The following is a 25,427-nucleotide window of genomic DNA, read 5'->3' as shown; positions in this document are numbered from 1 at the left end:
GTAACGGCTGGCCCCGACACCGACCGAGCGAGACCGGTGAGGCACTACTCACCGGTAACCGGACGGACCCGGCAGCACGGCCCGCGACACGCGCGGAACCCCGAGTAGGCGATCATCCGACGGATGCCGGTGCGGACACGCCACGATGGCCTACGACGTCCGTGGAGCAGGACGACACCCCTGGCGCAATGTGGTCGCGGCTGCCCACCACCGGGGGTACCGACCCGCTCGCACGGCGTGTTTACTCGACCGGTCGAGTCAGGCCGACCCCGAACCAGCACGACACCGTCCGGGAGGACCACCGCATGACCCTCACGACCCTGGGCGCGCACCTCCTCGACACCCAGATCACGGCGCAGGGTCTGGGGACGAACGGGCTGCAGGGCTGGATCCGGGACAACATCGTCCCGCTGCTCCTGCTGGGCATCGCGGTGATCATGCTGTGGATCGGCGGCCGCGGGGACAACGCGGGCGTGGCGCGTCGCGGCGTGGGCCTGCTCGTGGGCCTGGTCGCCCTCGGGATCGCGGTCTCCGGCAACGGCCCGGCGGTCGGGCAGTTCCTGGCCCAGCTGATCACGGGGTAACGGGTGCAGATCCGCACCGACGACGACGTGTACCGGGTCGACGCCGTCTGGCTCGGCCCCCCGAAGGCGACCTTCCCCTGGCGCGCGCGCTACTCGAGCTACGGCGTCGGCCTCATCGTCATGATCGTCGTGATGTTCGTGCAGCGACGCCTGGGCATCCAGATCGGCTTCTTCTCGGTGGCGTGGGCGCTGCTGATCACGGTCGTCGTGGTGCGGTTCGTCAGCAAACGCATCAACGAGGACCGGCCACTGCTCGAATGGCTGACCCTCTTCTGGCACGAGGTCCGGGGCCCCCGCCGTCGCACGCGCGGCGCGGGCAGCACGGTCAGCGCCGGCCACGTCGCGATCGAGGCCGTGCGACCCCGGGCGGCGCTGCCCCCGGGCCGCACCGACCCCCACGCCGCGGTGGCGGTGCCCGACACGACCGCACCGGCGACGCCGACGAGGGACCGGGCCCGACGTCGGCCGAGGCGGTCCTGGACCACGCGCGGCGGACCGGCCCCGCGCCGCCGCGGCACGCCCGCCGGCTCCGCCTCCGCGTCCGACGTCGGCCCGGACGGCGTCGTGCGCGTCGCGGCGCGCCGGGCGGACCGACCGCAGCGCGACCCGGCGTCGGGACGGGCTCGTCGCTACGGTCCCACTGCGACCGGTCGCGCGGACGGGCCGGCGGGCAGGGAGCACGGGGAGGGCGACGGTGCGCCGGGGAGGTCCTGACGGCGGGTGGGGTCGGCGTGCGCCGTGGCCCGAGGCCCGCGAGGCCGAGCCCGTGAGCGACCCCGACGCCGGGTGGGGCACGTTCCCGACGACGCCGGGCGAGGTCGTGCCGGTGGACCGTGACGACGTCGCGGACGACCGGCCGCTCGACCCCGACCGCATCGAGCAGCCCGCGGACACCCCGGCGACCGGACTGCGCCGCCCGCGGCCGAAGGCGAAGCCGCGCCGCGGCCGCGCCCTCGCGGGGGCCACGGCCGCCCCCGGGTACCGCTCCGCGATCGCGCTGCGCTCGATCGACGGGAACATCGCGCGCACCGGCTCGACGGTCACCGCCTGGTACCGGCTCGCGCCCCAGCCGTGGAGCTTCCGCTCCGACCCGCAGCGCGAGTCGCTCATCCGCCGCATCGCCGCCCAGCTCGGCGAGCTGCAGGGCCGGTGGGTGCACCTGCGGGTGACCAGCCGCCCGTTCCCGGTCGCGCGGTGGGCGGAGGCGTTCGACCGCAACTCGCCGGGCCGGCTGCCCGACGTCCCGGGCGAGCTGTCCTGGGAGGAGTTCGTCACTGGCGAGCAGCACCACCTCATGGGCCTGTCGATGGCCGACAAGGAGGTGTTCCTCGGCGTCGAGGTCTCCGGGCGCTCCGTGGTGGACCGGTGGCTGGAGACGGCCGCGCCGGTGCTGCACCGGGTGCTGCCGAGCGCCGCGAACGCCGAGCTCACGGCCCTCGAGACCGAGATCGCCCACGTCGACGCCCTCGTCGGCGGGCCGGGCCTCGACGGCGTCCCGTGCACCGCCGAGGACATGGCCTGGCTGATGCACCGCTCGTGCGCGCTCGGCCTGCCCGCGCCCCAGCACGTGAACGCCGAGGCCGGGACGGCGTGGGAGGCCGAGGACCTCGCCGCCTTCACCGACGGCGTGTCCATGCACCAGGAGCCCTACGCCCCGACCGTCCAGGTCGAGGGGCGGCAGGGCCTGTACCCGGTGTCGCGGCACGTCGCGGTGCTCTCGGTCGGCCTCATGGACTCGCTGCGGATCCCCGAGGCCGACGACCCGTGGATGCAGCGCAGCGACCGGCTCCCCTTCCCCGTGGAGTGGTCGGCGCGCATCTACGTCCGTCGTCCGGAGGAGGTGTCGGGCGAGCTGCAGCGCCAGATGGGCAAGGTGCGCAGCCAGATCCGGCACTACACCCACGACCACGACCTCGACCCGCCCATGTCGCTCGAGCGCCAGGCCGACCGGGTGCTGCAGATCGAGGACGAGCTCTCGGGCGGGCTCACCCAGCTCAACACCCGCGTGTACGGCTGGTGGCGCGTCGCGGTCGCCGGCCGCGACGAGGCCGAGGCCCTCACCCGCGCCCAGCAGCTGCTCGACCTCTACCGCCCGCGGGTGGCCCTCGAGCACCCCGAGGCGCAGTACGCCTACGCGCGCGAGTTCATTCCCGGCGAGCCGCTCGCCTCGACCGCCTACCGCCGCCGCGGATCGGTCACGTGGGTGGCGGCCGGGGTCCCGGCCGCGTCGGCGAGCGTCGGCGACCGGCGCGGGGTCCTGCTCGGCGAGACCTGCACCGCGACCCGCCGTCCGGTGGCGTGGGACCCGTGGATGGCCCAGGAGGTCCGGCGCGCGTCCGGCCTCACGGCGGTCGTCGGCGGCCTGGGCTCCGGCAAGTCCTTCCTGACGGGGCTGATGGTCTACAAGACCCTGCGCGCCGGGGCGCGGTGGACCGTGCTCGACCCGTCGGGCCCGCTGGCGGCGCTCACCCGCGTCCCCGAGCTCGCCCCGTTCTCCCGGCACATCCACCTGCTCGGGGCCGATCCCGGCATCCTCAACCCCTACCGCGTCGTCGCTGAGCCGCGCCGCGAGCACTTCCTCGACGAGGACGATCCGGAGAAGGCCTGGCGTCGGGAACGCTCCCTGGCCGCCGCGACCCGCCGTCGGCTGGTGCTCGACGTGCTCACCGGGCTGCTGCCCTACGACGTCGCGCGGATGCCGCACACCCGGATCGTGCTGCTGCGCGCGGTCCGCGAGGTCGGCGGCGGGCAGCACCGCGACCCGGGCCAGGTCATCGCCACGCTCCGGCGCCACGCCCGGGAGGGCGAGGAGCACGCCGACGTCGTGGCGGACTTCCTCGAGGAGCGCCGCGAGCTGCCGCAGGCCGCCCTGCTCTTCCCGGAGCGCACGCAGGACCCGGAGGACCCCCGCGGGCCCGACGACAGCCCGATCGGGGACCCGGGCGTGCTCGACGAGGACTACCGCCTCACCGTCCTGACGATGCAGGGCATGTCGCTGCCGCGCCCCGGCAGTCCCCGCGAGGAGTGGACCGACGGCGAGTCCCTGGCGGTCGAGCTGCTCAACCTGGCGTCCTGGCTGACGCAGCGCACCGTCTACACCGCCGACCGCGACCTGCGGAAGGGCGTCGCGCTCGACGAGACCCACTTCCTGTCGCAGATCCCGACCGGCAAGGTCCTCATCGACCGGCTCGCCCGCGACTCCCGCAAGTTCAACGTCCGCGCCCTGTTCGCCTCCCAGCTCGCCGGCGACCTGCTCCGCGTGCCGGGCTTCGCGTCGCTGGTCGACGCCGTGTTCGTCGGGCGCACCGACGACGCCGAGGCCCAGGCGGAGGCCCTGCGGCTGCTCCGGGTGCCCACCGACGTCGGGTACGAGGAGATGCTCGGGACGCTCTCGCCGCGCCCGACCGCCGCCCAGCACGACGACCGGCCCGACGACACCCCGCGCCAGTTCGTCTTCTCCGACGGGCACGGCGGCGTGGAGAAGATCCGGGTCGACCTCGAGGGCGAGCACCTGGGGCACCTGCGGGCCGCACTCGACACCAACCCGGACGCGCAGCGCGCCCACCTCCCGCCGGCCCCGGCCGCCGACGCCCCGCATGCGCGGCTCCCCGTCGACGACGGGCCGCGCCCGGCCCCGACCCCGCCGGGGGAGGAGGGGCCCGCGGTGGCGGACGGCGTGCCCGCCGCCCGCTCGTCCGGCTGGGGAGGCGACGGGTGAGCGGTGCCGTGCTCGTCCTCGGCATCATCGCGGCGGCGCTGGTGATCGGGTGGCGTCGCGGTCGGCCGCGCCGCGAGGACCGCTCCGTCCCGACGCCGGGTCGTGCCCCACGGGGGCGGCTGCGCTCGGTGCTCGTGGTCGGCGCGCTCGTCGCCGGGCTCGCCGTGGTCGGCGGGACCGCCTCGGCGCAGGCGTTCGACTGCAAGGCGCCGCCGGACCCGGACCGGCCGGGGACCGGACTCGTCGGCTCGCTCGACCCGGCCCCGATCGGCGTCGGCGTCCCGGGCTCGGTGTACGACGAGGTCGGTTACGCCGGGCAGGTGTGGTGGACCTACGACCTGGGCTGCGGTCCGGGCGGGGCGCGCGACCCCGCGGCGGCGACCGACACGTGGCTGGGCAACCAGGTCTTCAACGTCGCGAAGCTCGTGGTCGGCGGCGTGAACTGGGCGCACTACCTCATCGCCCGCGGCTCGAGCCTGCTCACGCCGCTCGACCAGGTCATCCAGACCGGCACGCGCGCGATGTACGAGGCCGTCTTCACGACGTGGGTGGGGGTCGCGCTGGCGGCGCTCGCGGCGATCCTGCTCGTGCTCGCCATGCGCGGCGAGCTGTCCCAGCAGGCCCGACGGGGGTTCGTCGCGGTCCTCGCGCTGGGGCTCGCGGCCGGGGCCTACGCGGCGCCGATCCAGTGGTCGCGCGCGCTGGACGGGGTGCTGCTCGACGGCGTGACGTCCATGCAGCAGGGGTTCCTGCGCCAGGTCGGCGTGGGCGACCAGAACACGCTGCCGACGGTGCTCTCCGACCAGATCGTCTACTCGAACTGGCTGCGCGGGGAGTTCGGGTCGGCCGACGTGCCGCAGGCCCGCGACCTCGGGCGGCCGCTGCTGGACGCGCAGACCTTCTCCAAGGTGGAGGTCGCGACCGGGCAGGACGGGCAGGCCCAGGCGGACGCGAAGAAGGCCCGGTTCACCGACGTCGCGAACCGTGTGGGCGACCGCTACTCCTACTTCCAGGGCCGCTCCGGGTCCCGCGTCGGCGCCGGGGTGCTGGCGCTCGTGCAGGCCGCGTGCATCGGCCTGTTCCAGCTGATGAGCAAGGTCCTGATCCTGGTCTCGATGCTCATGATCCGGCTGCTGGTGATGGTCGCGCCCGCCCTGGCGGTGGTGGCGCTGCTGCGCCCGGAGGTGCTCCCGGCGATGCTGCGGGTGGGCGGCGCGGCGCTGGTGAACACCCTGCTCGTGGGCGCCCTGGCCGGGCTGCACTCGCTGCTGGTCATCTCGCTCTTCCGGCCCGGGTCCGGGGTGGACACGTGGCTCGCGCTCCTGGTCACCGGCGTGGTCACGGTGATCCTCTGGGCGGTGTCGCGGCCGTTCCGACGCCTGACGTCGATGGTCTCGCTGACCCGCGAGCAGGTCGGCGGCTTCCTGCCGGCGAGCGGCAGCGGCGCCCTCGGCCGTGCGCTCGGGCGGATCGGGGGGTCCGACGGGCGCGAGGGCTCCTGGTGGGCCGAGCGGCACTCGCAGGGCATGCGGGTGCGTCCCGAGGAGACCGACCCGGTCACCGAGCGCGCGGCCCGGACCCGCACCGTGCACGTCGAGTCGGAGGTGGTCCGGCCCGACCGGTCGTCGGGACCGCGCCGCGAGATCGACGCCGTCCGGCCGGCCCTGCCCGCGGCGGCCCCGCGCGTCGTCGAGGTCGACGGGGCGCCGGCGCAGCGCATCTACCGGCCGTCGGCCCGCGGCGGCGGGAGCGGACCCGTCGTCGAGGGCCGGGTGCTGGAGAGTCGCGTGACGCCGGAGCCCCGGGGCGACGGGAGGTAGCGCGCCGTGCCGATCCGGACCCGACGCGGCCGCTCGGGCGCCTACCGCGCGCTCTGGGAATGGCCCCTGCACAGCCCCGCCCGGCTCGTCCTGGTGCTCGCCGTCGCCGCGCTCGTCGTCGTCGGGCTGACCGCCCTCTCGGGGTGGCTGGCACCGCGTCCCGCCGGGTCCGGGACCGCGCTCGGCCCGGTGCCCGAGGCGCCGACGGTCACGGTGGCGCCGCCGGTCGCGACCCCGCCGCCCGAGCTCACGCCCACCACGCTGCCGCTCTCCGCCGCCCCGCAGTCCGCGCTCGGCGTCGCGCAGCGGTGGGCGACCGCGTGGGCGGACCACCCGGCGGGGACCACCGCGGCGCAGTGGAGCGACCGGCTCCGGCCGTACACCACCGACGAGTACCTGCCCACGCTCGCCGACGTCGACCCGGCCAACGTGCCCGGCACCCGGGTCACCGGCCTGCCGCGGGCCGTCGAGGTGCGTCCCGACTCCGTCCGTGTCCAGGTGCCCACCGACGCGGTGACCCTGCAGCTGCTGCTCGTCCAGACCGCGCCGGGGGACTGGCGCGTGGCCGGCTACGACCGGGCCGGCTGAGATGACGACGCTGCTCCGCCCGCCCGAGCAGGGCGGACCACCGCGCCTGCCGCGCCTGCCGCGCCTGCCGTCGCGCCTGCGGTTCCTGCGGCTGCTGATCCCGGTCGGCGTGCTCGCCGGGGTGCTCGTCGTCGTGCTGATGATGGGGCTGCTCGTCGTCGGGCAGTTCACCGGCGGCGGCGACCCGGACGCGGCCGGGGCGTGCGACGCCGGAGCCGGGCGCGCGGCGGTCGGGGTCCCGCGCACCGGGGCGGACCTGAACCAGATCCAGCGGGACACCGCGGGGACGATCATCGGGGTCGCGAAGGGCATGGACGCCCCGCCGCGGGCCTGGGTGGTCGCACTGGCGACGGCCATGCAGGAGTCGCGGATGGGGCTCGCGGGCATCGACGTGGCCGTCGACCACGATTCCCTCGGCGTGTTCCAGCAGCGGCCGAGCCAGGGGTGGGGCAGCCCGGACCAGGTGCGCGACCCGGTGTACGCCACCCGCACCTTCCTCACCCGCCTGCTCGCAGTTCCCGGGTGGGCGGACCTGCCGGTCACGCGGGCCGCGCAGATCGTGCAGCGCTCGGCGTTCCCCGAGGCCTACGCGAAGTGGGAACCGCTCGCGGCGTCCCTGGTGGGCGACCTCGCCGGCGTCCAGGGCGCGATCCGGCCCTGTGCGGAGGGACCGACCGCGGGGGTCGCCACCGCCCTCCCGCCGGGCGTCGCCCGCACGGCGATCGAGTTCGCGACCCGGGAGACCGGCAAGCCCTACGTGTGGGGGGCGACCGGGCCGTCGAGCTACGACTGCTCCGGGCTCATGCTCCGGGCTTTCCAGGCCGCCGGGATCGTGCTGCCGCGCGTCTCGCGGGACCAGTACGGGGCCGGCGCCCACGTCCCCGTCGCGCAGGCCCAGCCCGGTGACCTGCTCTTCTGGGCCTACGACAGCTCCGACCCGGACTCCATCCACCACGTCGCCCTGTACCTGGGCGACGGGAAGATGATGGAGGCCCAGCAGACCGGCGTGCCGCTCGGCACCCGCTCGGTGAGCTGGTCGGAGAAGGGTCTGGTTCCGCTCGCGACCCGACCGGGTACGGCACCGGCGGGCACGAGTTGAGCCGACCGGGAACAACTCCCGTGACCGGCTCGTTGTCCCGCACGAGAGCAAGTTGAGCGCCTTCCACTCATCCCCGGGTCGCGCTGCGCGACCGGGATCGGTAGACTTGAGCGCGACGGGCTCACGGACAGCAGAACGAGCTCCTGGAAGGAGTCATCAGACATGGCGCGAGCGGTCGGCATCGACCTCGGCACCACCAACTCCGTGGTCGCGGTCCTCGAGGGTGGCGAGCCCACGGTCATCGCCAACTCCGAGGGCAGCCGGACCACCCCGTCGGTGGTCGCCTTCGCCCGTAACGGCGACGTCCTCGTCGGGCAGTCGGCCAAGAACCAGGCCGTGACGAACGTCGACCGCACGATCCGGTCGGTCAAGCGGCACATGGGCACCGACTGGACCACGGAGATCGACGGCAAGAAGTACACCGCGCAGGAGATCAGCGCCCGCACGCTGATGAAGCTCAAGCGCGACGCCGAGTCCTACCTCGGCGAGGAGGTCACCGACGCGGTGATCACCGTCCCCGCCTACTTCGAGGACGCGCAGCGCCAGGCCACCAAGGAGGCCGGCCAGATCGCGGGCCTCAACGTGCTCCGCATCGTCAACGAGCCGACCGCGGCCGCCCTCGCCTACGGGCTGGAGAAGGGCTCCGACGAGCAGACGATCCTGGTCTTCGACCTCGGCGGCGGCACGTTCGACGTCTCGTTGCTCGACATCGGCGACGGTGTCGTCGAGGTGCGCGCCACCAACGGCGACAACAACCTCGGTGGTGACGACTGGGACGAGAAGATCATCGGCTGGCTCGTCGACAAGTTCAAGAGCTCGCAGGGCATCGACCTGTCCAAGGACAAGATGGCGATGCAGCGGCTCCGCGAGGCCGCCGAGAAGGCGAAGATCGAGCTGTCCAGCTCGTCCTCGACCAGCATCAACCTGCCCTACATCACCGTCGACGCCGACAAGAACCCGCTGTTCCTCGACGAGACGCTCTCGCGCTCGGAGTTCCAGCGGATCACCGCCGACCTGCTCGAGCGCTGCCGCAAGCCGTTCAACCAGGTCGTGAAGGACGCCGGCATCTCGGTCGGGCAGATCAGCCACGTCGTCATGGTCGGCGGGTCCACCCGCATGCCCGCCGTGACCGACCTGGTCAAGGAGCTCACCGGCGGCAAGGACCCCAACAAGGGCGTGAACCCGGACGAGGTCGTCGCCGTCGGCGCGACCCTGCAGGCCGGTGTGCTGCGCGGTGACGTCAAGGACGTCCTGCTGCTCGACGTCACGCCGCTGTCCCTCGGCATCGAGACCAAGGGCGGCGTCATGACCAAGCTGATCGAGAAGAACACCACGATCCCGACCAAGAAGTCGGAGGTGTTCACCACGGCCGAGAACAACCAGCCGTCGGTGCAGATCCAGGTCTTCCAGGGCGAGCGCGAGATCGCCGCCTACAACAAGAAGCTCGGCATGTTCGAGCTGACCGGGCTGCCCCCGGCCCCGCAGGGCGTGCCGCAGATCGAGGTCACCTTCGACATCGACGCGAACGGCATCGTCAACGTGTCGGCGGTCGACAAGGGCACCGGCAAGTCGCAGGCCATGACCATCACCGGTGGGTCGGCGCTGTCCAAGGACGAGATCGACCGCATGGTCTCCGACGCCGAGGCGCACGCCGACGAGGACCGCAAGCGGCGTGAGGCGGCCGAGACCCGCAACCAGGCGGAGTCGCTCCTCCACCAGACCGAGAAGGTCCTCTCCGAGAACGGCGACAAGGTCCCGGCGGAGACCAAGGACAAGGTCCAGGGCTCGCTCGACGACCTGAAGAAGGCGCTCGAGGGCGACGACACCGAGACGATCAAGTCCGCGGTGGAGAAGCTCGCCACCGACTCGCAGGAGCTCGGCCAGGCGATCTACGCCCAGGCGCAGTCCGAGGGCGGCGCCGCGGGCGCGGCCGGCGGTGCGGCGGGTGCCGGTGCCGCGGACGGCTCGGCCGACGACGACGTCGTCGACGCCGAGATCGTCGACGACGACAAGAAGTAGTCCCACCAGACCGACGACGGGTACCGCGCCCGGCCCGCGAGGCCGGGCGCGGTGGACTCCAGGAGGAGGCCATCGTGCAGGACCCGACGGACGTCCGTGAGGACGTGTCGGTGGAGGACCACCAGGAGGAGTTCGGGGCCGGATCGGACGCTCCCGGGGGCAACCCCGTGGCGCCGGCCGAGGGCGTCGACGTCCCGGACGCGGCGGTGGGCGGCACGCCCACCTCGGCCGAGGGCGAGGTCGACACCGCGACGAGCGATCCGGAACTGACGCGGCTGCGCACCGATCTCGAGGAGCGCACCGAGGACCTCAAGCGACTCTCCGCGGAGTACGCGAACTACCGGCGCCGCGTCGAGCGGGACCGGGAGGCCACCGTGTCCGGCGCGAAGGCCCAGGTGGCCGGTGAGCTGCTGACGGTGCTCGACGACGTCGAGCGCGCGCGGCAGCACGGCGACCTGACCGGTGCGTTCAAGGTCGTCGCCGACCGGCTGTCCGAGACCCTGAACCGGGCCGGGCTGGCCGGCTTCGGCGAGGTCGGCGACGCGTTCGACCCGTCGGTCCACGAGGCGGTCGCCAGTGCCTCCTCGGCCGACGTCGCGGGGCCGACCGTCACGACGGTCATGCGTCGGGGTTACCGCTTCGGCGAGAAGGTGCTGCGGCCCGCCATGGTCGAGGTCACCGACCACGATCCGGACGCGGTCCCCACGGAGAGCGGAACCGGCGGTTCCGGCGCCGCCTGAGGTGCAGCAGAGTAGGGACGTCCCGGTCGACGCCGGGCCCACGGGAGGAGGGATGGACCGTTGAGCAATCGCGACTGGCTCGAAAAGGACTTCTACCGTGAGCTCGGCGTCGCGAAGGACGCCCCGGCCGACGAGATCAAGAAGGCCTACCGCAAGATCGCGCGGGAGAACCACCCCGACGCGAAGCCCGGTGACACGAAGGCCGAGGCGAAGTTCAAGGCCGCGGGCGAGGCGTACGGCGTGCTGTCCGACCCCACCAAGCGCAAGGAGTACGACGAGGCGCGCACCCTGTTCGCGGGCGGGCGCTTCGGGGGCTTCGGCGGCGGGGGCGGCCGGTCCGCCGGTGGCCAGGGCACCGGGTTCGAGGACCTGTTCTCCGGTGGCGGCCGTGGCGGCGGCGGCGCGGGCGGTCTCGGTGACCTGCTCGGCGGCATCTTCGGGGGCATGGGCGGGATGGGCGGCGGCGGGACCACCGCCGACCCGACCGGTGGCCTGGGCAACGGCGGCGGGCTGGGCGGCTTCGGCGGCGTCCCCCGCCAGCGGCGCGGTGCCGACGTCGAGACCGAGGTGCGCATCGACTTCGCCGAGGCGGTGAACGGGGCGACCCTGCCGTTGCGGCTGACCTCGCCCATGACCTGCGGGACCTGCGACGGGTCCGGGGCGAAGCCGGGGACGACGCCCCGCACGTGCGTGCGGTGCGGCGGTGCCGGGCTCGTGTCCCGGAGCCAGGGGGCGTTCGCCTTCAGCGAGCCCTGCCCCGACTGCCGCGGCACCGGGCACCTGGTCGACGACCCCTGCCCGGAGTGCGGCGGCGACGGTGTCAGCTCCCGGCCCCGCACTCTGACCATCCGGGTGCCCGCCGGGGTCGAGGACGGCCAGCGCATCAGGCTCGCCGGCAAGGGCCAGCCCGGTCCTGCGGGTGGCGCGTCCGGTGACCTCTACGTCATCGTCCACGTCAGCTCCGACGCGGTCTTCGGCCGTTCGACCAAGAACCCGGACGACCTGACGCTCGCGCTGCCGGTCACCTACCCCGAGTTGGTGCGCGGTGCCACCGTCACGGTGCCGACCCTCGAGGGGCGCATCTCGCTGAAGGTGCCGCCGGGCAGCTCCGCGGGCCGCACGTTGCGCGTGCGCGGACGCGGCGTGAAGCGGAAGGACCGCACGGGCGACCTGCTCGTCACCCTCGAGCTGGCCGTCCCCGCCCGGCTGTCGGGCGAGGCGAGCGACGCGCTGGACGCGTACGCCCGTGCCACGGCCGACCACGACCCGCGCGCCCACCTCACCGAGCGGGCCGACCGGGCCCACGCGGACTCCGAAGCCGCGTCATGACCACCGGGGACACGGGATCCGGGAGTGCCCGTCGTGCCCCGCGTGCCGAGTCGGCGATCCCCGGACTGCCGCCGTGGGCCGACGAGGACACCCCCGTCTTCGTCATCTCCATCGCCGCCGAGTTCTCGGGCATGCACGCCCAGACGCTCCGCTCCTACGACCGGATCGGCCTGGTCAGCCCGGGCCGGGCGAGCGGCGGCGGGCGGCGCTACTCGGTGCGGGACATCGCCCTGCTCCGGGAGGTGCAGCGCCTCTCCCAGGAGGAGGGCGTGAACCTCGCCGGCATCAAGCGGATCATCGAGCTCGAGCGGGAGGTCGACCAGCTCACCGACCGGTTGGCCGAGGTCACCGACGAGCTCGCGCGCAGCCGGTCCCGGTTGCAGGCGCTGGCGGAACAGGCCGGCCGCTCGGGTGACCTGCTGCCCGTGCGGCGCACGCAGTCGGTCGTGGTGTGGCAGCCCGCGCACCACCGTCACCAGGGCAGGCAGGCACCCGACGAGCCGGGTCAGGACTGACCGGGCCGACCGGATGACGGGCTCAGGCCCCGTCGGTGAAGGGGTCGTGGTGGATGCGGTCCAGCGGGGTGCCGTCGGCCAGCAGGGCGTCGACGGTCGCGCGGGTCATCGCGGGCGAGCCCGCCACGACGACGTCGTGGTCCAACCACGGGCCGGAGCGGCTCACGGCCTCGACGACGGTGCCCGGCGCCAGCTCGGTGTCCAGGGGGTCGGACTCGCAGACCCCGACCACGGCGAGCCACGGCTCGCCCACCGCGAGGTCGAGGAAGCGGTCGAGCGTGTGCAGGTCCTCGTGGGTCCGGCCGCCGATCACCACGGTGGTGGGTCGGACGTCGACCCCCGCGGCCGCGAGCCCGACGAACTCCTCGCACAGCGCCAGCGCCACCGACGCCCCGGTGCCCCCGCCGACGAGCAGGAGCTCCCGCTCGGCGGCCGGGTCGAGCTCGGGCCCGCCCTCGGCGGGACCGATGCGCCACCGCTCCCCGACGCGACTGTGGGCGACGAGCGACCGGCTCACCCAGCCGCCCTCGACCGCCCGCACGTGGAACTCGAGCCGTCCGTCGGCGCGCGGGGCGCCGGCGGGCGTCAGGTGGCGCCAGAGGCACGGCCGCTGCGGCACCTCGACCGTCACCGACTGCCCGGGCCGGTGGTGGACCGGCCGGTCGGGTTCGACCTCGACCACGGCCAGGTCCCAGCTCAGGCGCCGGTGGGAGACCACGGTCGCGCCCACCACGCCGGGCTGGGCCGCGACGGCGGCACGGGCGGGACGGGCGGCCAGCGAGAAGGCACGGACCCAGGCCGCGTCGGCGGCGCCGTCCCACTGCTCGCCCGCGAAACGCCGCACGGCACCCACGAGGGCGACGCCGAGCGGCTCGTCGGCGCGGTCGTCGAGCCCGAGCGCACGCAGTTCACGCGCGAGCGGCGGCACCGCGGCGGCGAGGTCGGCCGGTCGGTCCACCACGGACATGGCGTCGACGGTCGCGCGCAGCAGCCGGCGGGCGACCGGGTCGGCCTGCGCCGGGAAGTGCCCGCGCAGCGCCGGCGCGAGGCTGAAGAGCAGGGCGCCGAACCAGTGGGCGACCTCGGCCTCGGCCGCCGCGACCTGCGCCCAGCCGGAGCGGACGGCGTCGGCGGCGCGGACGACCGTGAGGTCGGTGGTCGTCGTGATCGCCGTGGTCGGTGCCGGGGCGGGTGCGGCCTTCCCCGGAGCGCGCGCCGGTGCGCCGGGCTCGGCGCGCTGGGGGGCCCGCGCCGGTGCCGCGACGGGCTCGGCCCGTTGGGGGGCCCGTCCCGGCGCCGTGGGCGGGGGGACCGTGACGGGCGCGACGAGTGCGGTCGCCGACGGCGCGGCGAGCACGGTCGTCGCCGGCACCTCGACGGCGGGGTCGGCGTCGGGGTCCGCGTCGGGATCGACGGTTTCGACGGCGCGGATGACCGTGGTCGGCGCGGCGGACGCGGCCGGCCGCGTCGCGGTGGGCACGAGCCGCAGCGGCCGGACGGGACGGGCGGCCGGGGCGTCCGACGGACGCGGGGCGCGCGGCCCCGACCCGTCGTCGGGCAGGGCAGGACCCTGCCCCACTGGTCCGATCGGCTCGGCCGGTTCCGCCGACATGCCGACTCCCTCCGTGCCCCCGGCGAGGTCCCGTTCCGCGCCCGAGTCGCTGCCATCATGACAGAGCGTGCCGGAACACGGCGAAGTATCCCCGTGTCGTCACCGTGTGCGACATCGACGGGCCGGAAAAAGACAGTCGCACGCAGAGTTGAGCGGAATACGCTCAAGTTCGCGTAGGTTGGACCCCACGAGAGTCACCACGACCCCTCCCACCCCGAAAGGCCAGGCCCGATGGACTTCTCGCCGACGACGCGGACCCAGCAGGCGGTGTCCGCCGCGGTCCGCGCCGCCACCGCGTCCGGACACCCCCAGGTGTCGCCGGCGCACCTCCTCGTCGCCCTGCTCGACCAGGCCGACGGCATCACGCTGCCGCTGCTGCGCGCCGTGTCGGCCGACCCCGACGCCGTGCGCGCCGAGGCCGAGCGCCTGATCACCTCCATGCCGAGCGCGACCGGCTCGAACGTCGCGGCGCCCCAGTTCGACGGTGACTCCGCCCGCGTCCTGGCGCACGCCCAGCAGCTCGCGGCCGACATCGGGGACGAGTACGTCTCCACCGAGCACCTGCTCGTGGGGCTAGCCGCGGCCGGCGGGCGGACCGCGCAGGTCCTCACCCGCCACGGCGCCACGCCGGAGGCCCTGCAGGAGGCGTTCAGCAAGGTCCGCGGTTCGGCCCGGATCACCTCGCCCGATCCCGAGGGCACCTTCCAGGCCCTGGAGAAGTACGGGCAGGACCTCACCGAGCGCGCCCGCTCCGGGAAGCTCGACCCCGTCGTCGGGCGGGACGCCGAGATCCGTCGCGTCGTGCAGGTGCTGTCGCGCCGCACCAAGAACAACCCCGTGCTGATCGGCGAGCCCGGCGTCGGGAAGACCGCCATCGTCGAGGGCCTGGCGCAGCGCATCGTCGCGGGCGACGTCCCGGAGTCGCTGCGCGACAAGCGCGTCGTCTCGCTCGACCTCGGGTCGATGGTCGCGGGCGCCAAGTACCGCGGCGAGTTCGAGGAGCGGCTCAAGGCCGTCCTCGGCGAGATCACCGACTCGGCCGGTCAGGTCATCACCTTCATCGACGAGCTGCACACCATCGTCGGCGCCGGGGCCACGGGCGAGTCCGCCATGGACGCCGGCAACATGATCAAGCCGATGCTCGCCCGCGGCGAGCTGCGGATGGTCGGCGCCACGACGCTCGACGAGTACCGCAAGCACATCGAGTCCGACCCGGCGTTGGAGCGGCGCTTCCAGCAGGTCCTCGTCGGGGAGCCGTCGGTGGAGGACACCGTCGGCATCCTGCGCGGGCTCAAGGAGCGCTACGAGGTGCACCACGGCGTGCGGATCACCGACGCCGCCCTCGTCGCGGCGGCCGCGCTGTCCGACCGCTACATCACCGCGCGGTTCCTCCCCGACAAGGCGATCGACCTCGTCGACGAGGCGGCGTCGCACCTCCGGATGGAGATCGACTCGCGTCCCGTCGAGATCGACGAGGTGGAGCGTTCGGTGCGGCGCCTCGAGATCGAGGAGATGGCGCTGGCCAAGGAGTCCGACGCCGGGTCGGTCGAGCGGCTGGGCGCGCTGCGCGCGGAGCTCGCCGAGAAGCGTGAGGAGCTCGCCGCGCTCACGGCCCGCTGGCAGGGCGAGAAGGAGTCGATCAACTCCGCGCGGGATCTCAAGGAGCAGCTCGAGGCCCTCCGCGGGGAGTCCGACCGGGCGGAGCGCGACGGCGACTACGCGAAGGTCGCCGAGCTGCGCTACGGCCGCATCCCGGCCCTGGAGAAGGAGCTCGCGGCCGCTGACGAGGCGTCCGCGGCGGCGGGCCCGGTCATGCTCAAGGAGGAGGTCGGCCCCGACGACGTCGCCGACGTCGTCTCCGCCTGGACCGGTATCCCCGCCGGTCGGCTGCTGGAGGGCGAGACCCAGAAGCTGCTCCGGATGGAGGACGAGCTCGGTCGCCGCGTGATCGGCCAGACCGAGGCGGTGCGCGCGGTGTCCGACGCGGTGCGACGGACCCGGGCCGGCATCTCCGACCCCGACCGGCCCACCGGGTCGTTCCTCTTCCTCGGCCCCACGGGCGTCGGCAAGACCGAGCTGGCCAAGGCCCTCGCCGCGTTCCTCTTCGACGACGAGCGGGCCATGATCCGCATCGACATGAGCGAGTACGGCGAGAAGCACTCGGTCGCCCGGCTCGTCGGGGCGCCCCCCGGCTACGTCGGCTACGACCAGGGCGGCCAGCTCACCGAGGCCGTCCGGCGTCGGCCGTACGCGGTGGTCCTGCTCGACGAGGTGGAGAAGGCCCACCCCGATGTGTTCGACGTGCTCCTGCAGGTGCTCGACGACGGGCGCCTCACGGACGGCCAGGGTCGCACCGTCGACTTCCGCAACACGATCCTCGTGCTGACCTCGAACCTCGGGTCGGCCGCGCTCATGGACTCCTCGCTCGACGACGCCGGACGGCGCGACCGGGTGATGGAGGTCGTGAAGCGGTCGTTCAAGCCGGAGTTCCTCAACCGGCTCGACGACGTCGTGGTCTTCCACGCGCTGTCCACCGAGGAGCTCACGTCGATCGTCGACATCCAGATCGACCGGCTCGCGTCCCGCCTCGCCGGTCGCCGACTCTCGCTGCAGGTGTCCGACGCCGCGAAGGAGTGGCTGGCCCTGCAGGGCTTCGACCCGCTCTACGGGGCGCGGCCGCTGCGCCGACTCGTGCAGTCCGCGATCGGCGACCAGCTGGCGCGTGAGCTGCTCGGCGGCGAGGTCCGCGAGGGCGACACGGTCCGGGTCGACCTGGACAAGGACGCCGAGCACGGGACGGGCGCCCTGACGGTGGCGCGCGGCTGAGTCCCGGCCCCGGTTGAGCGAAGGGCCCCTTCGGCCGAGTAGATCGACCGGAGGGGCCCTTCGCTCGTTCCGGGGCCCGTTCCCGAGGCTCACATCAGGCAGGTCCCGGTGCGTCGGGGGATGCCTGGTGTGCGTCTCGCGGCTGGGGGAGCAGGCGCGGCGAGTGCGACGATGTGGCGATCCTGCCACTGGATGACAGCAACGACGCTTTCCTGCCACCGGGGGGCGGGCCGGGCCACGGGAAACGGGCCGGGCCGGGCCGGCTCATCCGACCTCGCGGACCTGCCCGTCCTCGACGTGCCAGCGCCGCGTGGTGCGCACGGTGTCGAGCATCCGGCGGTCGTGGGTGACCAGCAGGACCGTGCCGGGGAAGGACTCCAACGCGGACTCCAGCTGCTCGATCGCGGGCAGGTCGAGGTGGTTGGTGGGCTCGTCGAGCACCAGCAGGTTCACCCCGCGCGCCTGGAGCAGGGCCAGCGCCGCGCGGGTGCGCTCACCGGGGGAGAGCGAGTCGGCCGGGCGGTGCACGTGCTCGCTGCCGAGCCCGAACTTGGCGAGCAGGGTGCGGACCTCCGCGGTCGGCCACCGGTCGACCTCGGGCTCGCGGGAGAACGCGTCGAGCAGGGTCCGGTCCCCGGCGAAGAGGCCGCGCGCCTGGTCCACCTCTCCGACCACCACCCCGGAACCCAGCTCCGCCGACCCGTCGTCGGGACGGACCTTGCCGAGCAGCAGCGCGAGGAGGGTGGACTTGCCGGCCCCGTTGGCGCCGGTGACGGCGACGCGGTCGGCCTGGTCGAGCTGCAGCGTGACCGGTCCGAGGGTGAACGAGCCGCGGCGCACCACGGCGTCGTGGAGGGAGGCGACGATCGTGCCGGAGCGCGGGGCGGTGGCGATGGTCATCCGCAGCTCCCACTCCTTGCGGGGCTCCTCGACCACCTCGAGACGCTCGATCCGCCGTTGCGACTGGGCGACCTTGGAGGCCTGCTTCTCCGTCGACTCGGCGCGGACCTTGCGGGCGTTCTTGTCGTTGTCGGACTTTCCGGCGCCCTTCCGGCGGGCGTTGCGGACGCCGTGCTCCAGCCAATTGCGCTGGGTCTGCATGCGGCTCTCGAGCGCGGAGCGCTTGTCCGCGTACTCCTCGTAGTTCTCGCGGGCATGACGCCGGGCCACGGCGCGCTCGGCGAGGTAGGCCTCGTACCCGCCGCCGTAGAAGGCGACCTGCTGCTGGGCGAGGTCGAGCTCCAGCACGCCGGTGACGGTGCGCGCGAGGAACTCCCGGTCGTGGCTGACGACGACGGTGGGGGCGCGCAGCTCGCGGACGAAGCGTTCGAGGCGCTCCAGCCCGGCGAGGTCGAGGTCGTTGGTCGGCTCGTCGAGCAGGAACACGTCGAAGCGGGCGAGCAGGAGTGCGGCGAGGTTGACCCGGGCGGCCTGACCGCCGGAGAGCGCGGTCATCTCCGCGTTCAGGGGGAGCCCCAGGCCGAGGTCGTCGGCCACCTCGGGGATGCGCTCGACGAGGTCGGCGGCGCCGAGGTCGAGCCACCGTTCGAGGGCCACCGAGTAGCGCTCGCCGTCGTCGCCGGTCTCGAGCAGGGCGGTGGCCGCGTCGAGCTCGGCCTGGGCGTCGGCCACGCCGGTGCGGCGGGCGAGGAACCCCTCGATCGTCTCGCCCGGCCGGCGGGCGGGTTCCTGCGGGAGGTGCCCGACGGTGGCCGTGGGCGGCGCGAGCTCGACGCCACCGGTGTCCGGCTTCTCGAGCCCGGCGAGGATGCGCATGAACGTGGACTTGCCCGCCCCGTTCGCGCCGACGAGGCCGACGACGTCCCCCGCGGCGACGGTGAGGTCGGCGCCCGCGAAGACGGTGCGCGCGCCGTGGACGGCGGAGACGTCGCGGGCGACGAGGGTGGCCTGCACCGACCCGAGCGTAGTGCGCCGACGAAAAGGCATGGTCACTCCGAGTGTCCTGCCCCACCGGACCGGGGTGCGGGCCTACGCTCGGTGGGTGCCTGCCTGGATCTGGTTCGTCGTGGCGCTGGTCGCCGCAGCCGGCGGTGCGCTGCTGCTCTGGTACGACCGTGCCCGTCCCGAGCGCCGGGGCAACGACCGGCGGGAGTGGGCGGCGTCGAAGGGCTGGGAGTTCACCGACGCGCTGTCCTCGCCGCCCCACGCGTGGCGCTACGGCACGCTGCGCGGTGACGGTCCCCGGCAGGCCTACGACGTGGCAACGGGGGCCGTGCCCGGCCCCGGCGGCCGGCGCCTGGGCTGCATCTTCGACCAGGAGCAGGACGGCCGGACGGTGGCCACGATCGCCGCCGTGCGCGGCACCGTCGCGGTGCCGGTGGCTCTCGAGCTGCGCCTCCCGGAGTCGCCCCGTCCCGACGACGACGAGCTCGACAACCTCGGGCAGGTCGGCCGCCGCTACGCCTTCGTCTCGAACGCGCTGGAGGGCCGTCGCCTGCTGACCCGGCAGGTCACCGACGCCGCCGACCGCGTGGGCGCCGACGTGCCGCTGGTCTGGGCCGAGGACACCTGGGTGCTGGCCTCGATCGAGCCCGACGCCGACCCCGACCGGATCGAGGGGCTCATCGAGTCCCTGGTCGAGGTCTCGGCGGCGATCAAGGACGCGGTCGAGGGCGGCCCGGGCGATCCGGGCGTCGCGGAGCCGCACGGCGACGACGCCCCCACCTCCGTCGTCGGGAAGCGGGAGCCGGAGCGCGAGGTGCCGCCGGTGGGCAGCCCCGCCGACGAGTCCCGCACCGAGACCGTCGAGCGGGAGGACGACGCGCCGACCACGGTGGTCGACCGCGGGCGGGACCGTCCACGGGGCCGCGACGAGGCCCCCGCGACGACGGGGCGCCCCTCGGGGAGCCGCCCGGCGCGGGACGCCGACGAGGACGACTACGACGACGAGTTCGAGGCCTTCGCCTCGGGCGACGACGACGCGAGCCCGTACACGCGCGGCGGGACCGACGCGGGCGGGCGACCGACGCACCGCGACCGGCCCGCCGACATCCCCTACGACCTCGAGAGCGACGACCCGGACCCCGACGAGCCACGCGCCGGCGCACCCCGGTCCTCCCAGGGCAGCACCTGGCGCAGCGGGAAGTTCCGGGGCCGGTGAGCCCCACCGCCCTGGTGACCGGGGCGAGCTCGGGCCTCGGCACCGAGTTCGCCGTCCAGCTCTCCGCCGCGGGCTACGCCCTCGTGCTGGTGGCGCGGGACGAGGCCCGCCTGCAGGCCCTCGCCGACCGGCTCGGCGGCGCGGAGGTGCTGGTCGCCGACCTCGCCGACCCGGAGGCCCGGCGGGTGGTCGAGGCCCGGCTGACCGACGCCGACCGCCCGGTCGACCTGCTGGTGAACAACGCCGGGTACGGCACGGCGGGCGAGTTCGTCGACACCGACCTCGACGTCCTGGCCGCGAACCACGAGGTCAACGTGACCACGGTGCTGCGGCTGACCCGCGTCGCGCTGCCGGGCATGATCGGCCGCGGCCGCGGCGGGGTGCTGAACGTGTCCAGCGTGGCCGGCTTCCTCCCAGGCCGCGGCTCGGTCTACGGCGCCGGGAAGGCCTACGTGACGATGCTGTCGCAGAACCTCGCGGGCGTGCTCGCGGGCACCGGGGTCCACGTGATGGCGCTGTGCCCCGGGTTCGTGAAGACCGAGTTCCACCAGCGCTTCGGCCAGGCCCGGACCGGCCCGGCGTTCGCGTGGATGGACGCCGACGACGTGGTCCGCACGGCGCTGACCGACTTCGCCCGCGGCCGGCCCGTCTCGGTGCCGCATCCGCTGTACAAGGCGATCGTGCTCGCGTCCCGGCTCGCTCCACCACGGCTCGTGCACGCCCTGGCCCGGCGCAGCGCGTCCGGACGCGGATGAACCAGCAAGGCGGGCGGCCGGGTCACGGTCCGTCATCGGATCGTTGACCGGCTGACGTGCAGCGTTCACGATTGGCCCCGTGATCACCGGACGCGAGCCTGACGGGACGCCGCGGGTCTCGGTGGTGATCCCGCTGTACCAGAAGGAGCGGTACATCGGCCGCACGCTCGCGAGCGTGCTCGCGCAGACGTTCACCGACTTCGAGGTGGTCGTCCTCGACAACGCCTGCACCGACGGTTCGGTCGACGTGGTGCGCTCCTTCGACGACCCGCGGGTGCGGCTGGAGCACAATCCGGCGACCATCCCCGCGCCCGCGAACTTCCGCCGGGCGGTGGAGCTCGCCCGTGCCCCGCTGGTCAAGGTGCTCAGCGCGGACGACCTGATCTACCCGACGGCGCTCGCCGAGCAGGTCGCGGTGCTCGACGCCGACCCGGCGCTCCCGCTCGTCTCCTGCCGGCACGACCTGGTCGACGACGACGACCGCGTGATGTCCCGCGACCGTGCCCTGCGCAGCCGGGACCTGCTGGGCCGCCAGGACGCGACCACGGTGATCCGACGGATCGTCCGGCACCGCGGCAGCCCGCTCGGAGTGCCCGGGAACATGCTGTTCCGCCGCACGGCCTACGACGCGGCGGGCGGGTTCCCGGACAACCCGTACGCCCTCGACATCGGGCTCGCGGCCCGCCTCGTGGAGCACGGCGGGTTCCACGGCCTCCCGCGGACGCTCTCGGCGTTCCGGCTGGCCACGGGCTCGGTGACCTCCACGGCGTTCCGCCGCAACATCGGCCTGCAGCACCAGTTCCTGCGCGAGCTGCGCGACCGGCACCGCGACGTGATCCGGCGCCGGGACGTGGTGATCGGCCTGCTGCGCGAGCCCCTGACGACGGCCCGCCAGCGCCTCATGGCGGCCGCGTCGACCGACCCGGCGAGTCGGCGGCACCGCTGGCTGCGCGCGACGGTGGACCTGCGGGCGTCGGTCCGGGGCTGACCCGCCCCGTCGTCACCCCGTCGTCAGAATGGGGGCATGCCGACCCCGCACGCCCCCCTGCCCGGAGCTCCCGCGGAGCGCGCCGTCGCCGCCGTCGGCGGTGGGCCCGACGTGGACCGCCCGGCCCGCGACCGGCTGGCCGCGCTCGCCCGCGAGCTCGCCGTCGTGCACGGTCGGGTGACCCTGTCGTCCGGGCGCGAGGCCGACTACTACGTCGACATGCGCCGGATCAGCCTCCACCACGAGGCGGCGCCGCTGATCGGGCGGCTGCTGCGGGAGATGACCGCCGACTGGGCCTACGACGCCGCGGGCGGGCTGACCATGGGCGCCGACCCGGTGGGGGCGGCGATCATGCATGCTCCCGGCCGCCCGATCGACGCGTTCGTGGTGCGCAAGGAGGCCAAGGGGCACGGCATGCAGCGGCGGGTGGAGGGCCCCGACGTCGCGGGCCGGCGCGTGCTCGTCGTCGAGGACACCTCCACCACCGGGGGCAGCCCGGTGACCGCGCTGGACGCGCTCCGCGAGGCGGGCGCCGAGGTGGTGGGGGTCGCGACGATCGTCGACCGGGCGACGGGCGCCGCCGCGGTCATCGAGGAGCGGGGCGTGCCCTACCGCGCGCTGCTCGGGCTCGCCGACCTGGGCCTGGGGTGACCGCGGCTCCCGACGGTTCCGATCCCGCCGGGCCCGGCCCCACCGAGTGGACGACGGGCGCCCCGGAGGTGGGCGTCGGGCCGTGGGACGGCCCCTGGCCCGACGATCCGCGCTACGACCCGGAGCTGCTCGCAGAGGGGGACCGCCGCAACGTCGTCGACCGGTACCGCTACTGGCGCCGGGAGGCGATCGTGGCCGACCTCGACACCCGCCGGCACCCGTTCCACGTCGCCATCGAGAACCTGCGCCACGACGCCAACATCGGCACGGTCGTGCGCACGGCGAACGCGTTCCTCGCGGCGGGCGTGCACATCGTGGGCCGGCGGCGCTGGAACCGCCGCGGCGCCATGGTCACCGACCGGTACCAGCACGTCAGCCACCACGCGGACGTCGCCGACCTCGTGTCGTGGGCGCGGTCGGTGGGCCTCGTCGTCGTCGCGGTGGACAACGGGCCGGGTTCCGCCCCGCTCGAGACGACCCCGTTGCCGCGCGCCTGCGTGCTGCTGTTCGGGCAGGAGGGCCCGGGTCTCACCCCGGAGGCGACCGCGGGTGCGGACCTCGTCGTCTCCATCGCCCAGTTCGGCTCGACCCGCTCGATCAACGCGGGCGTCGCCGCCGGGATCGCGATGCACGCCTGGATCCGGGAGCACGCGGCTCCGTAGGGATCAGGGGTTCGGACGCCGGATCTGCTGGGTCGGGGCGTCGGCGTTCGCGCCGTCGAGCGTCTGCTCGGCCAGGTTCGAGGCGCCCAGCTTCTTCTCACGGCGCGCCTGCAGCACCTCGATGGCGATCGGGACCAGGGAGATCACGACGACGAGGATGAGCATCAGCTCGATGTTGTTCTTGACGAACTCGAACTGGCCCAGCGCCGCCCCGAGCAGCGTCACCCCGGCGGCCCAAAGCACGGCGCCGATCGCGGAGAAGGTGAAGAACCGCTTGGCGTCCATCCGCCCGACGCCCGCCATGACCGTGATGAAGGTCCGCACGATCGGCACGAAGCGGCCGAGCACGATGGCCCGGTTGCCGTACTTGTCGAAGAACTTCTGCGTGCGCTCGACGTTCTCCCGCTTGAACAGCTTCGAGTTCGGCTTGTCGAAGATCGCGGGTCCGGCCTTGTAGCCGATCCCGTACCCCACGACGTTGCCGGCGAAGGCCGCGACCACGAGCACCACGCAGACCCCCCACAGCGGGGTCTCGATCAGTCCCGTGGTGGCGGCGAGCCCGGTGATGAACAGCAGCGAGTCACCCGGCAGGAAGAACCCGATCAGCAGCCCGCACTCCGCGAAGAGGATGAGGGCCACGCCCAGCAGGGCCCAGGGCCCCAGGCTGGAGATGATGTACTGCGGGTCCAGCCACTGCGGGCCCAGGGCGACGACCGTGGTCGCGTCGGTGAGCGTCACGCTTCGTCACGGTACTGGCCGGACGTGGGTGTCCGGTGTGTGCCTCCGGGGAAGCGCCCGCCGGTGTCCCGGGCGGACACGCAGCGTCAGGCCGGCAGCAGCAGCGACAGCACGCCGATGGCGGCGCCGACCGTGCCGCCTGCCAGCAGCGACACCAGCCCCCACCAGGCCACCGTGCTCGCGTTCCAGGTGCCGGGACCCTCCGGCGGGGCGACCGCCCGCGGGGGGACCGGCGGCGCGGCCGGGTACGGACGGTAGGCGGGGACCGGTCCCGACGGCGGGCCCTGCCGGGGCCCGCCGTACGGCTGGCCGGGCCGGGGCGGTGCGGGCCGGGCTCCCGGGGGAGGTGCCGCGATCCCGCCGGACCGCGGCGCGGGCACGTCGGTGCGGACGGCCGCGCTCCCGGTGGCGGCGGGGGTGACCTGGGTGGCGGGCGTGTCCTCGGCCCTGCGGCGACCCAGGGGCCGGAAGCGGCGGGAGCGGCCGGTGGGCGCCGCGGGGGACGCCGGGGTCGGTGGTTCGGGCGTCGGCGGGACCGCGCGCGGGGTGGAGACGCCACCCGCGGCCTGGGCCCGCAACGCCTCGGACAGCAGCCGCTCGTCATCCATCGCGGGCGATCGTAACCAGGGTGACCCCCGCTGCCCCAGGGGTCTCTCCGGTCCCGCGTGGTCGGCCGGACGGATGCGTGCGGCGGGTGGTGGGCCACCCGGCGTCGTCGTGCGGGAGCCGGTGCGGGGGTTAGGGGGCGCCGCCGACGATCTTCGAGATCGCGTCGAGGCCGCGGCTGGCGGTCGACTTGACGGTGCCGCGGCTGATCCCGGTGGCCTCCGCGATCTCCGCCTCGGACAGCCCGCCGTAGTAGCGCAGCACCAGCACCTCACGCTGCCGGCGCGGGAGCTGGGAGAGGGCGGACACGACGGCCTGGTGCTCCGCGGACAGCATCGCGAGCGACTCCGCCGAGCGGGCGTCGGCGGTGTGCGGCGGGGTGTACTCGCGGGCGGTGCGCCGGCGGCGCAGCACCGAGCGGGAGCCGTTGACCACCGCGGTGCGCAGGTAGCCCAGGGCCGCGTTCTCGTCGCGCAGGCGGGACCAGTGCCGGTGCAGCCCCGTGAACGCCTCCTGCACCACGTCCTCCGCGGTCGCCGGGTCGTCCACCAGCAGGATCGCGAGCCGGACGAACCGCATGCGGTGCTCGCGGTAGAGGTCCTCGAGGGTGCGGGGACCGTCGGGCGAGGGCTGCGGCGGCGTGGGCGGCGCGGGGAGCACGCCGGGGGGCGGCGGCGGTGCGCCCGGACCAGGTCCAGGACCGGGACGCCCGGCACCGGGGTGGGCCGGGGGCCGGCTCGGCGGGGGGTAGGGCGGTCCGCCGTTCGGGCCGCGGGCCGGCGGCGCGGCCGGGTGGACGACCGAGGCCTCCGACCCGGTCATCGCGTCGAGCGCCCGCAGACTGCCCAGCGTGCGTTCGATCGCGCTCTCGACCGGCTCGACCACGTCCCCGACGATAGACCAGCCCACCGACACCTTTCCGGGCTGTCGGACGGTGAAACGGGAGAACACCTCCGCTTCATCGGGGGCACCGCCGAACGGGGGAGATCGGTCACGTCCCCGGCCCGTCGCGAAGGGCAGCGGGCACCCGCCCGTGACGGGCATACTGCGGCCGCC

The 25,427-nt window shown here is 74.6% G+C and carries 21 protein-coding genes; 16 read left to right on the top strand and 5 right to left on the bottom strand.

What is annotated here, in order from left to right; genetic code table 11:
* The first annotated feature begins 305 nt into the window (after positions 1-305).
* The 10 genes from BJ983_RS21160 (at position 306) to BJ983_RS21115 (ending at position 12,412) form a co-directional block, all read left to right on the top strand.
* Entirely contained in the window at positions 306-584 is a 279-nt protein-coding gene (locus BJ983_RS21160; protein ID WP_018330533.1) for a hypothetical protein, read from the top strand.
* Positions 585-587: 3 nt separating this feature from the next.
* Positions 588-1,298, top strand: a complete 711-nt coding sequence (locus BJ983_RS21155) for a hypothetical protein (RefSeq protein WP_179795621.1) — start codon at positions 588-590, stop codon at positions 1,296-1,298.
* Between the two features lie 193 nt (positions 1,299-1,491).
* The gene (locus BJ983_RS21150; RefSeq protein ID WP_246326425.1) at positions 1,492-4,302 is read left to right on the top strand and encodes an ATP-binding protein; all 2,811 of its coding nucleotides are present in this window, start codon (positions 1,492-1,494) and stop codon (positions 4,300-4,302) included.
* On the top strand, positions 4,299-6,122 hold the full coding sequence (locus BJ983_RS21145) for a hypothetical protein (RefSeq protein ID WP_179795619.1): 1,824 nt from the start codon (positions 4,299-4,301) through the stop codon (positions 6,120-6,122). Before BJ983_RS21150 ends, BJ983_RS21145 begins: the two co-directional genes overlap by 4 nt.
* Before the next feature lie 6 nt (positions 6,123-6,128).
* Positions 6,129-6,710, top strand: a complete 582-nt coding sequence (locus BJ983_RS21140) for a hypothetical protein (protein WP_179795618.1) — start codon at positions 6,129-6,131, stop codon at positions 6,708-6,710.
* Positions 6,711-6,849: 139 nt separating this feature from the next.
* Positions 6,850-7,809 carry a C40 family peptidase gene (locus BJ983_RS21135; protein WP_425484816.1) on the top strand — a complete coding sequence of 320 codons (960 nt, stop codon included), beginning with the start codon at positions 6,850-6,852 and terminating at the stop codon, positions 7,807-7,809.
* A gap of 162 nt (positions 7,810-7,971) precedes the next feature.
* Positions 7,972-9,828 (top strand): molecular chaperone DnaK, encoded by a 1,857-nt coding sequence (gene dnaK, locus BJ983_RS21130; protein ID WP_179795616.1) that lies wholly within the window; start codon positions 7,972-7,974, stop codon positions 9,826-9,828.
* Positions 9,829-9,902: 74 nt separating this feature from the next.
* A complete protein-coding gene (gene grpE, locus BJ983_RS21125; protein WP_179795615.1) occupies positions 9,903-10,568 on the top strand; it encodes a nucleotide exchange factor GrpE in 666 nt (221 codons plus the stop codon).
* Between the two features lie 60 nt (positions 10,569-10,628).
* Positions 10,629-11,897, top strand: a complete 1,269-nt coding sequence (locus BJ983_RS21120; RefSeq protein ID WP_179795614.1) for a DnaJ C-terminal domain-containing protein — start codon at positions 10,629-10,631, stop codon at positions 11,895-11,897.
* Positions 11,894-12,412, top strand: coding sequence for a heat shock protein transcriptional repressor HspR (locus BJ983_RS21115; RefSeq protein ID WP_246325627.1), 519 nt, complete (start codon positions 11,894-11,896; stop codon positions 12,410-12,412). Before BJ983_RS21120 ends, BJ983_RS21115 begins: the two co-directional genes overlap by 4 nt.
* 22 nt (positions 12,413-12,434) lie before the next feature.
* On the opposite strand, the gene BJ983_RS21110 is transcribed toward BJ983_RS21115, so the two are convergent.
* A complete protein-coding gene (locus tag BJ983_RS21110; RefSeq protein ID WP_179795613.1) occupies positions 12,435-14,024 on the bottom strand; it encodes an FAD-binding oxidoreductase in 1,590 nt (529 codons plus the stop codon).
* A 231-nt stretch (positions 14,025-14,255) separates the two neighbouring features.
* On the opposite strand from BJ983_RS21110, the gene clpB reads away from it, so the two are divergent.
* Positions 14,256-16,850 (top strand): ATP-dependent chaperone ClpB, encoded by a 2,595-nt coding sequence (gene clpB, locus BJ983_RS21105; protein ID WP_179795612.1) that lies wholly within the window; start codon positions 14,256-14,258, stop codon positions 16,848-16,850.
* A 264-nt stretch (positions 16,851-17,114) separates the two neighbouring features.
* Here the strand turns inward: clpB and BJ983_RS21100 are convergent, their stop codons facing one another.
* On the bottom strand, positions 17,115-18,764 hold the full coding sequence (locus tag BJ983_RS21100) for an ATP-binding cassette domain-containing protein (RefSeq protein ID WP_179795611.1): 1,650 nt from the start codon (positions 18,762-18,764) through the stop codon (positions 17,115-17,117).
* A gap of 88 nt (positions 18,765-18,852) precedes the next feature.
* On the opposite strand from BJ983_RS21100, the gene BJ983_RS21095 reads away from it, so the two are divergent.
* The 5 genes from BJ983_RS21095 (at position 18,853) to BJ983_RS21075 (ending at position 23,027) form a co-directional block, all read left to right on the top strand.
* Positions 18,853-19,971, top strand: a complete 1,119-nt coding sequence (locus tag BJ983_RS21095) for a type III secretion system chaperone family protein (protein ID WP_179795610.1) — start codon at positions 18,853-18,855, stop codon at positions 19,969-19,971.
* Positions 19,968-20,726, top strand: coding sequence for an SDR family NAD(P)-dependent oxidoreductase (locus BJ983_RS21090; protein WP_179795609.1), 759 nt, complete (start codon positions 19,968-19,970; stop codon positions 20,724-20,726). Before BJ983_RS21095 ends, BJ983_RS21090 begins: the two co-directional genes overlap by 4 nt.
* Before the next feature lie 79 nt (positions 20,727-20,805).
* Entirely contained in the window at positions 20,806-21,714 is a 909-nt protein-coding gene (locus BJ983_RS21085) for a glycosyltransferase (RefSeq protein ID WP_179795608.1), read from the top strand.
* 36 nt (positions 21,715-21,750) lie between these two features.
* A complete protein-coding gene (pyrE, locus tag BJ983_RS21080; protein ID WP_246325626.1) occupies positions 21,751-22,365 on the top strand; it encodes an orotate phosphoribosyltransferase in 615 nt (204 codons plus the stop codon).
* Positions 22,362-23,027: a TrmH family RNA methyltransferase gene (locus BJ983_RS21075; RefSeq protein ID WP_179795607.1), complete on the top strand. Its 666-nt coding sequence runs from the start codon at positions 22,362-22,364 to the stop codon at positions 23,025-23,027. Before pyrE ends, BJ983_RS21075 begins: the two co-directional genes overlap by 4 nt.
* Positions 23,028-23,030: 3 nt before the next feature.
* Here BJ983_RS21075 and BJ983_RS21070 read toward each other — a convergent pair whose 3' ends face one another.
* From BJ983_RS21070 to BJ983_RS21060, 3 genes are all read right to left on the bottom strand, one after another.
* Positions 23,031-23,765 (bottom strand): VTT domain-containing protein, encoded by a 735-nt coding sequence (locus BJ983_RS21070; protein WP_179795606.1) that lies wholly within the window; start codon positions 23,763-23,765, stop codon positions 23,031-23,033.
* An 86-nt stretch (positions 23,766-23,851) separates the two neighbouring features.
* Complete coding sequence (locus BJ983_RS31800; protein WP_179795605.1) at positions 23,852-24,373, bottom strand: hypothetical protein; 522 nt, start codon at positions 24,371-24,373, stop codon at positions 23,852-23,854.
* A gap of 130 nt (positions 24,374-24,503) precedes the next feature.
* Positions 24,504-25,193, bottom strand: a complete 690-nt coding sequence (locus BJ983_RS21060; RefSeq protein WP_218891400.1) for a SigE family RNA polymerase sigma factor — start codon at positions 25,191-25,193, stop codon at positions 24,504-24,506.
* Between the last annotated feature and the right edge of the window lie 234 nt (positions 25,194-25,427).

This window comes from Actinomycetospora corticicola, from assembly GCF_013409505.1.
In the GTDB taxonomy this organism is placed as follows: domain Bacteria; phylum Actinomycetota; class Actinomycetes; order Mycobacteriales; family Pseudonocardiaceae; genus Actinomycetospora; species Actinomycetospora corticicola.
This window is presented reverse-complemented; position numbering and strand designations above follow the sequence as displayed.

Coding starts and splice junctions, on each gene's coding strand:
- BJ983_RS21060 (WP_218891400.1), bottom strand. CDS start 25,193: ATGACCGGGTCGGAGGCCTCGGTCGTCCACCCGGCCGCGCCGCCGGCC.
- pyrE (WP_246325626.1), top strand. CDS start 21,751: ATGCCGACCCCGCACGCCCCCCTGCCCGGAGCTCCCGCGGAGCGCGCC.
- dnaK (WP_179795616.1), top strand. CDS start 7,972: ATGGCGCGAGCGGTCGGCATCGACCTCGGCACCACCAACTCCGTGGTC.
- clpB (WP_179795612.1), top strand. CDS start 14,256: ATGGACTTCTCGCCGACGACGCGGACCCAGCAGGCGGTGTCCGCCGCG.
- BJ983_RS31800 (WP_179795605.1), bottom strand. CDS start 24,373: ATGGATGACGAGCGGCTGCTGTCCGAGGCGTTGCGGGCCCAGGCCGCG.
- BJ983_RS21115 (WP_246325627.1), top strand. CDS start 11,894: ATGACCACCGGGGACACGGGATCCGGGAGTGCCCGTCGTGCCCCGCGT.
- BJ983_RS21160 (WP_018330533.1), top strand. CDS start 306: ATGACCCTCACGACCCTGGGCGCGCACCTCCTCGACACCCAGATCACG.
- BJ983_RS21135 (WP_425484816.1), top strand. CDS start 6,850: ATGATGGGGCTGCTCGTCGTCGGGCAGTTCACCGGCGGCGGCGACCCG.
- BJ983_RS21110 (WP_179795613.1), bottom strand. CDS start 14,024: ATGTCGGCGGAACCGGCCGAGCCGATCGGACCAGTGGGGCAGGGTCCT.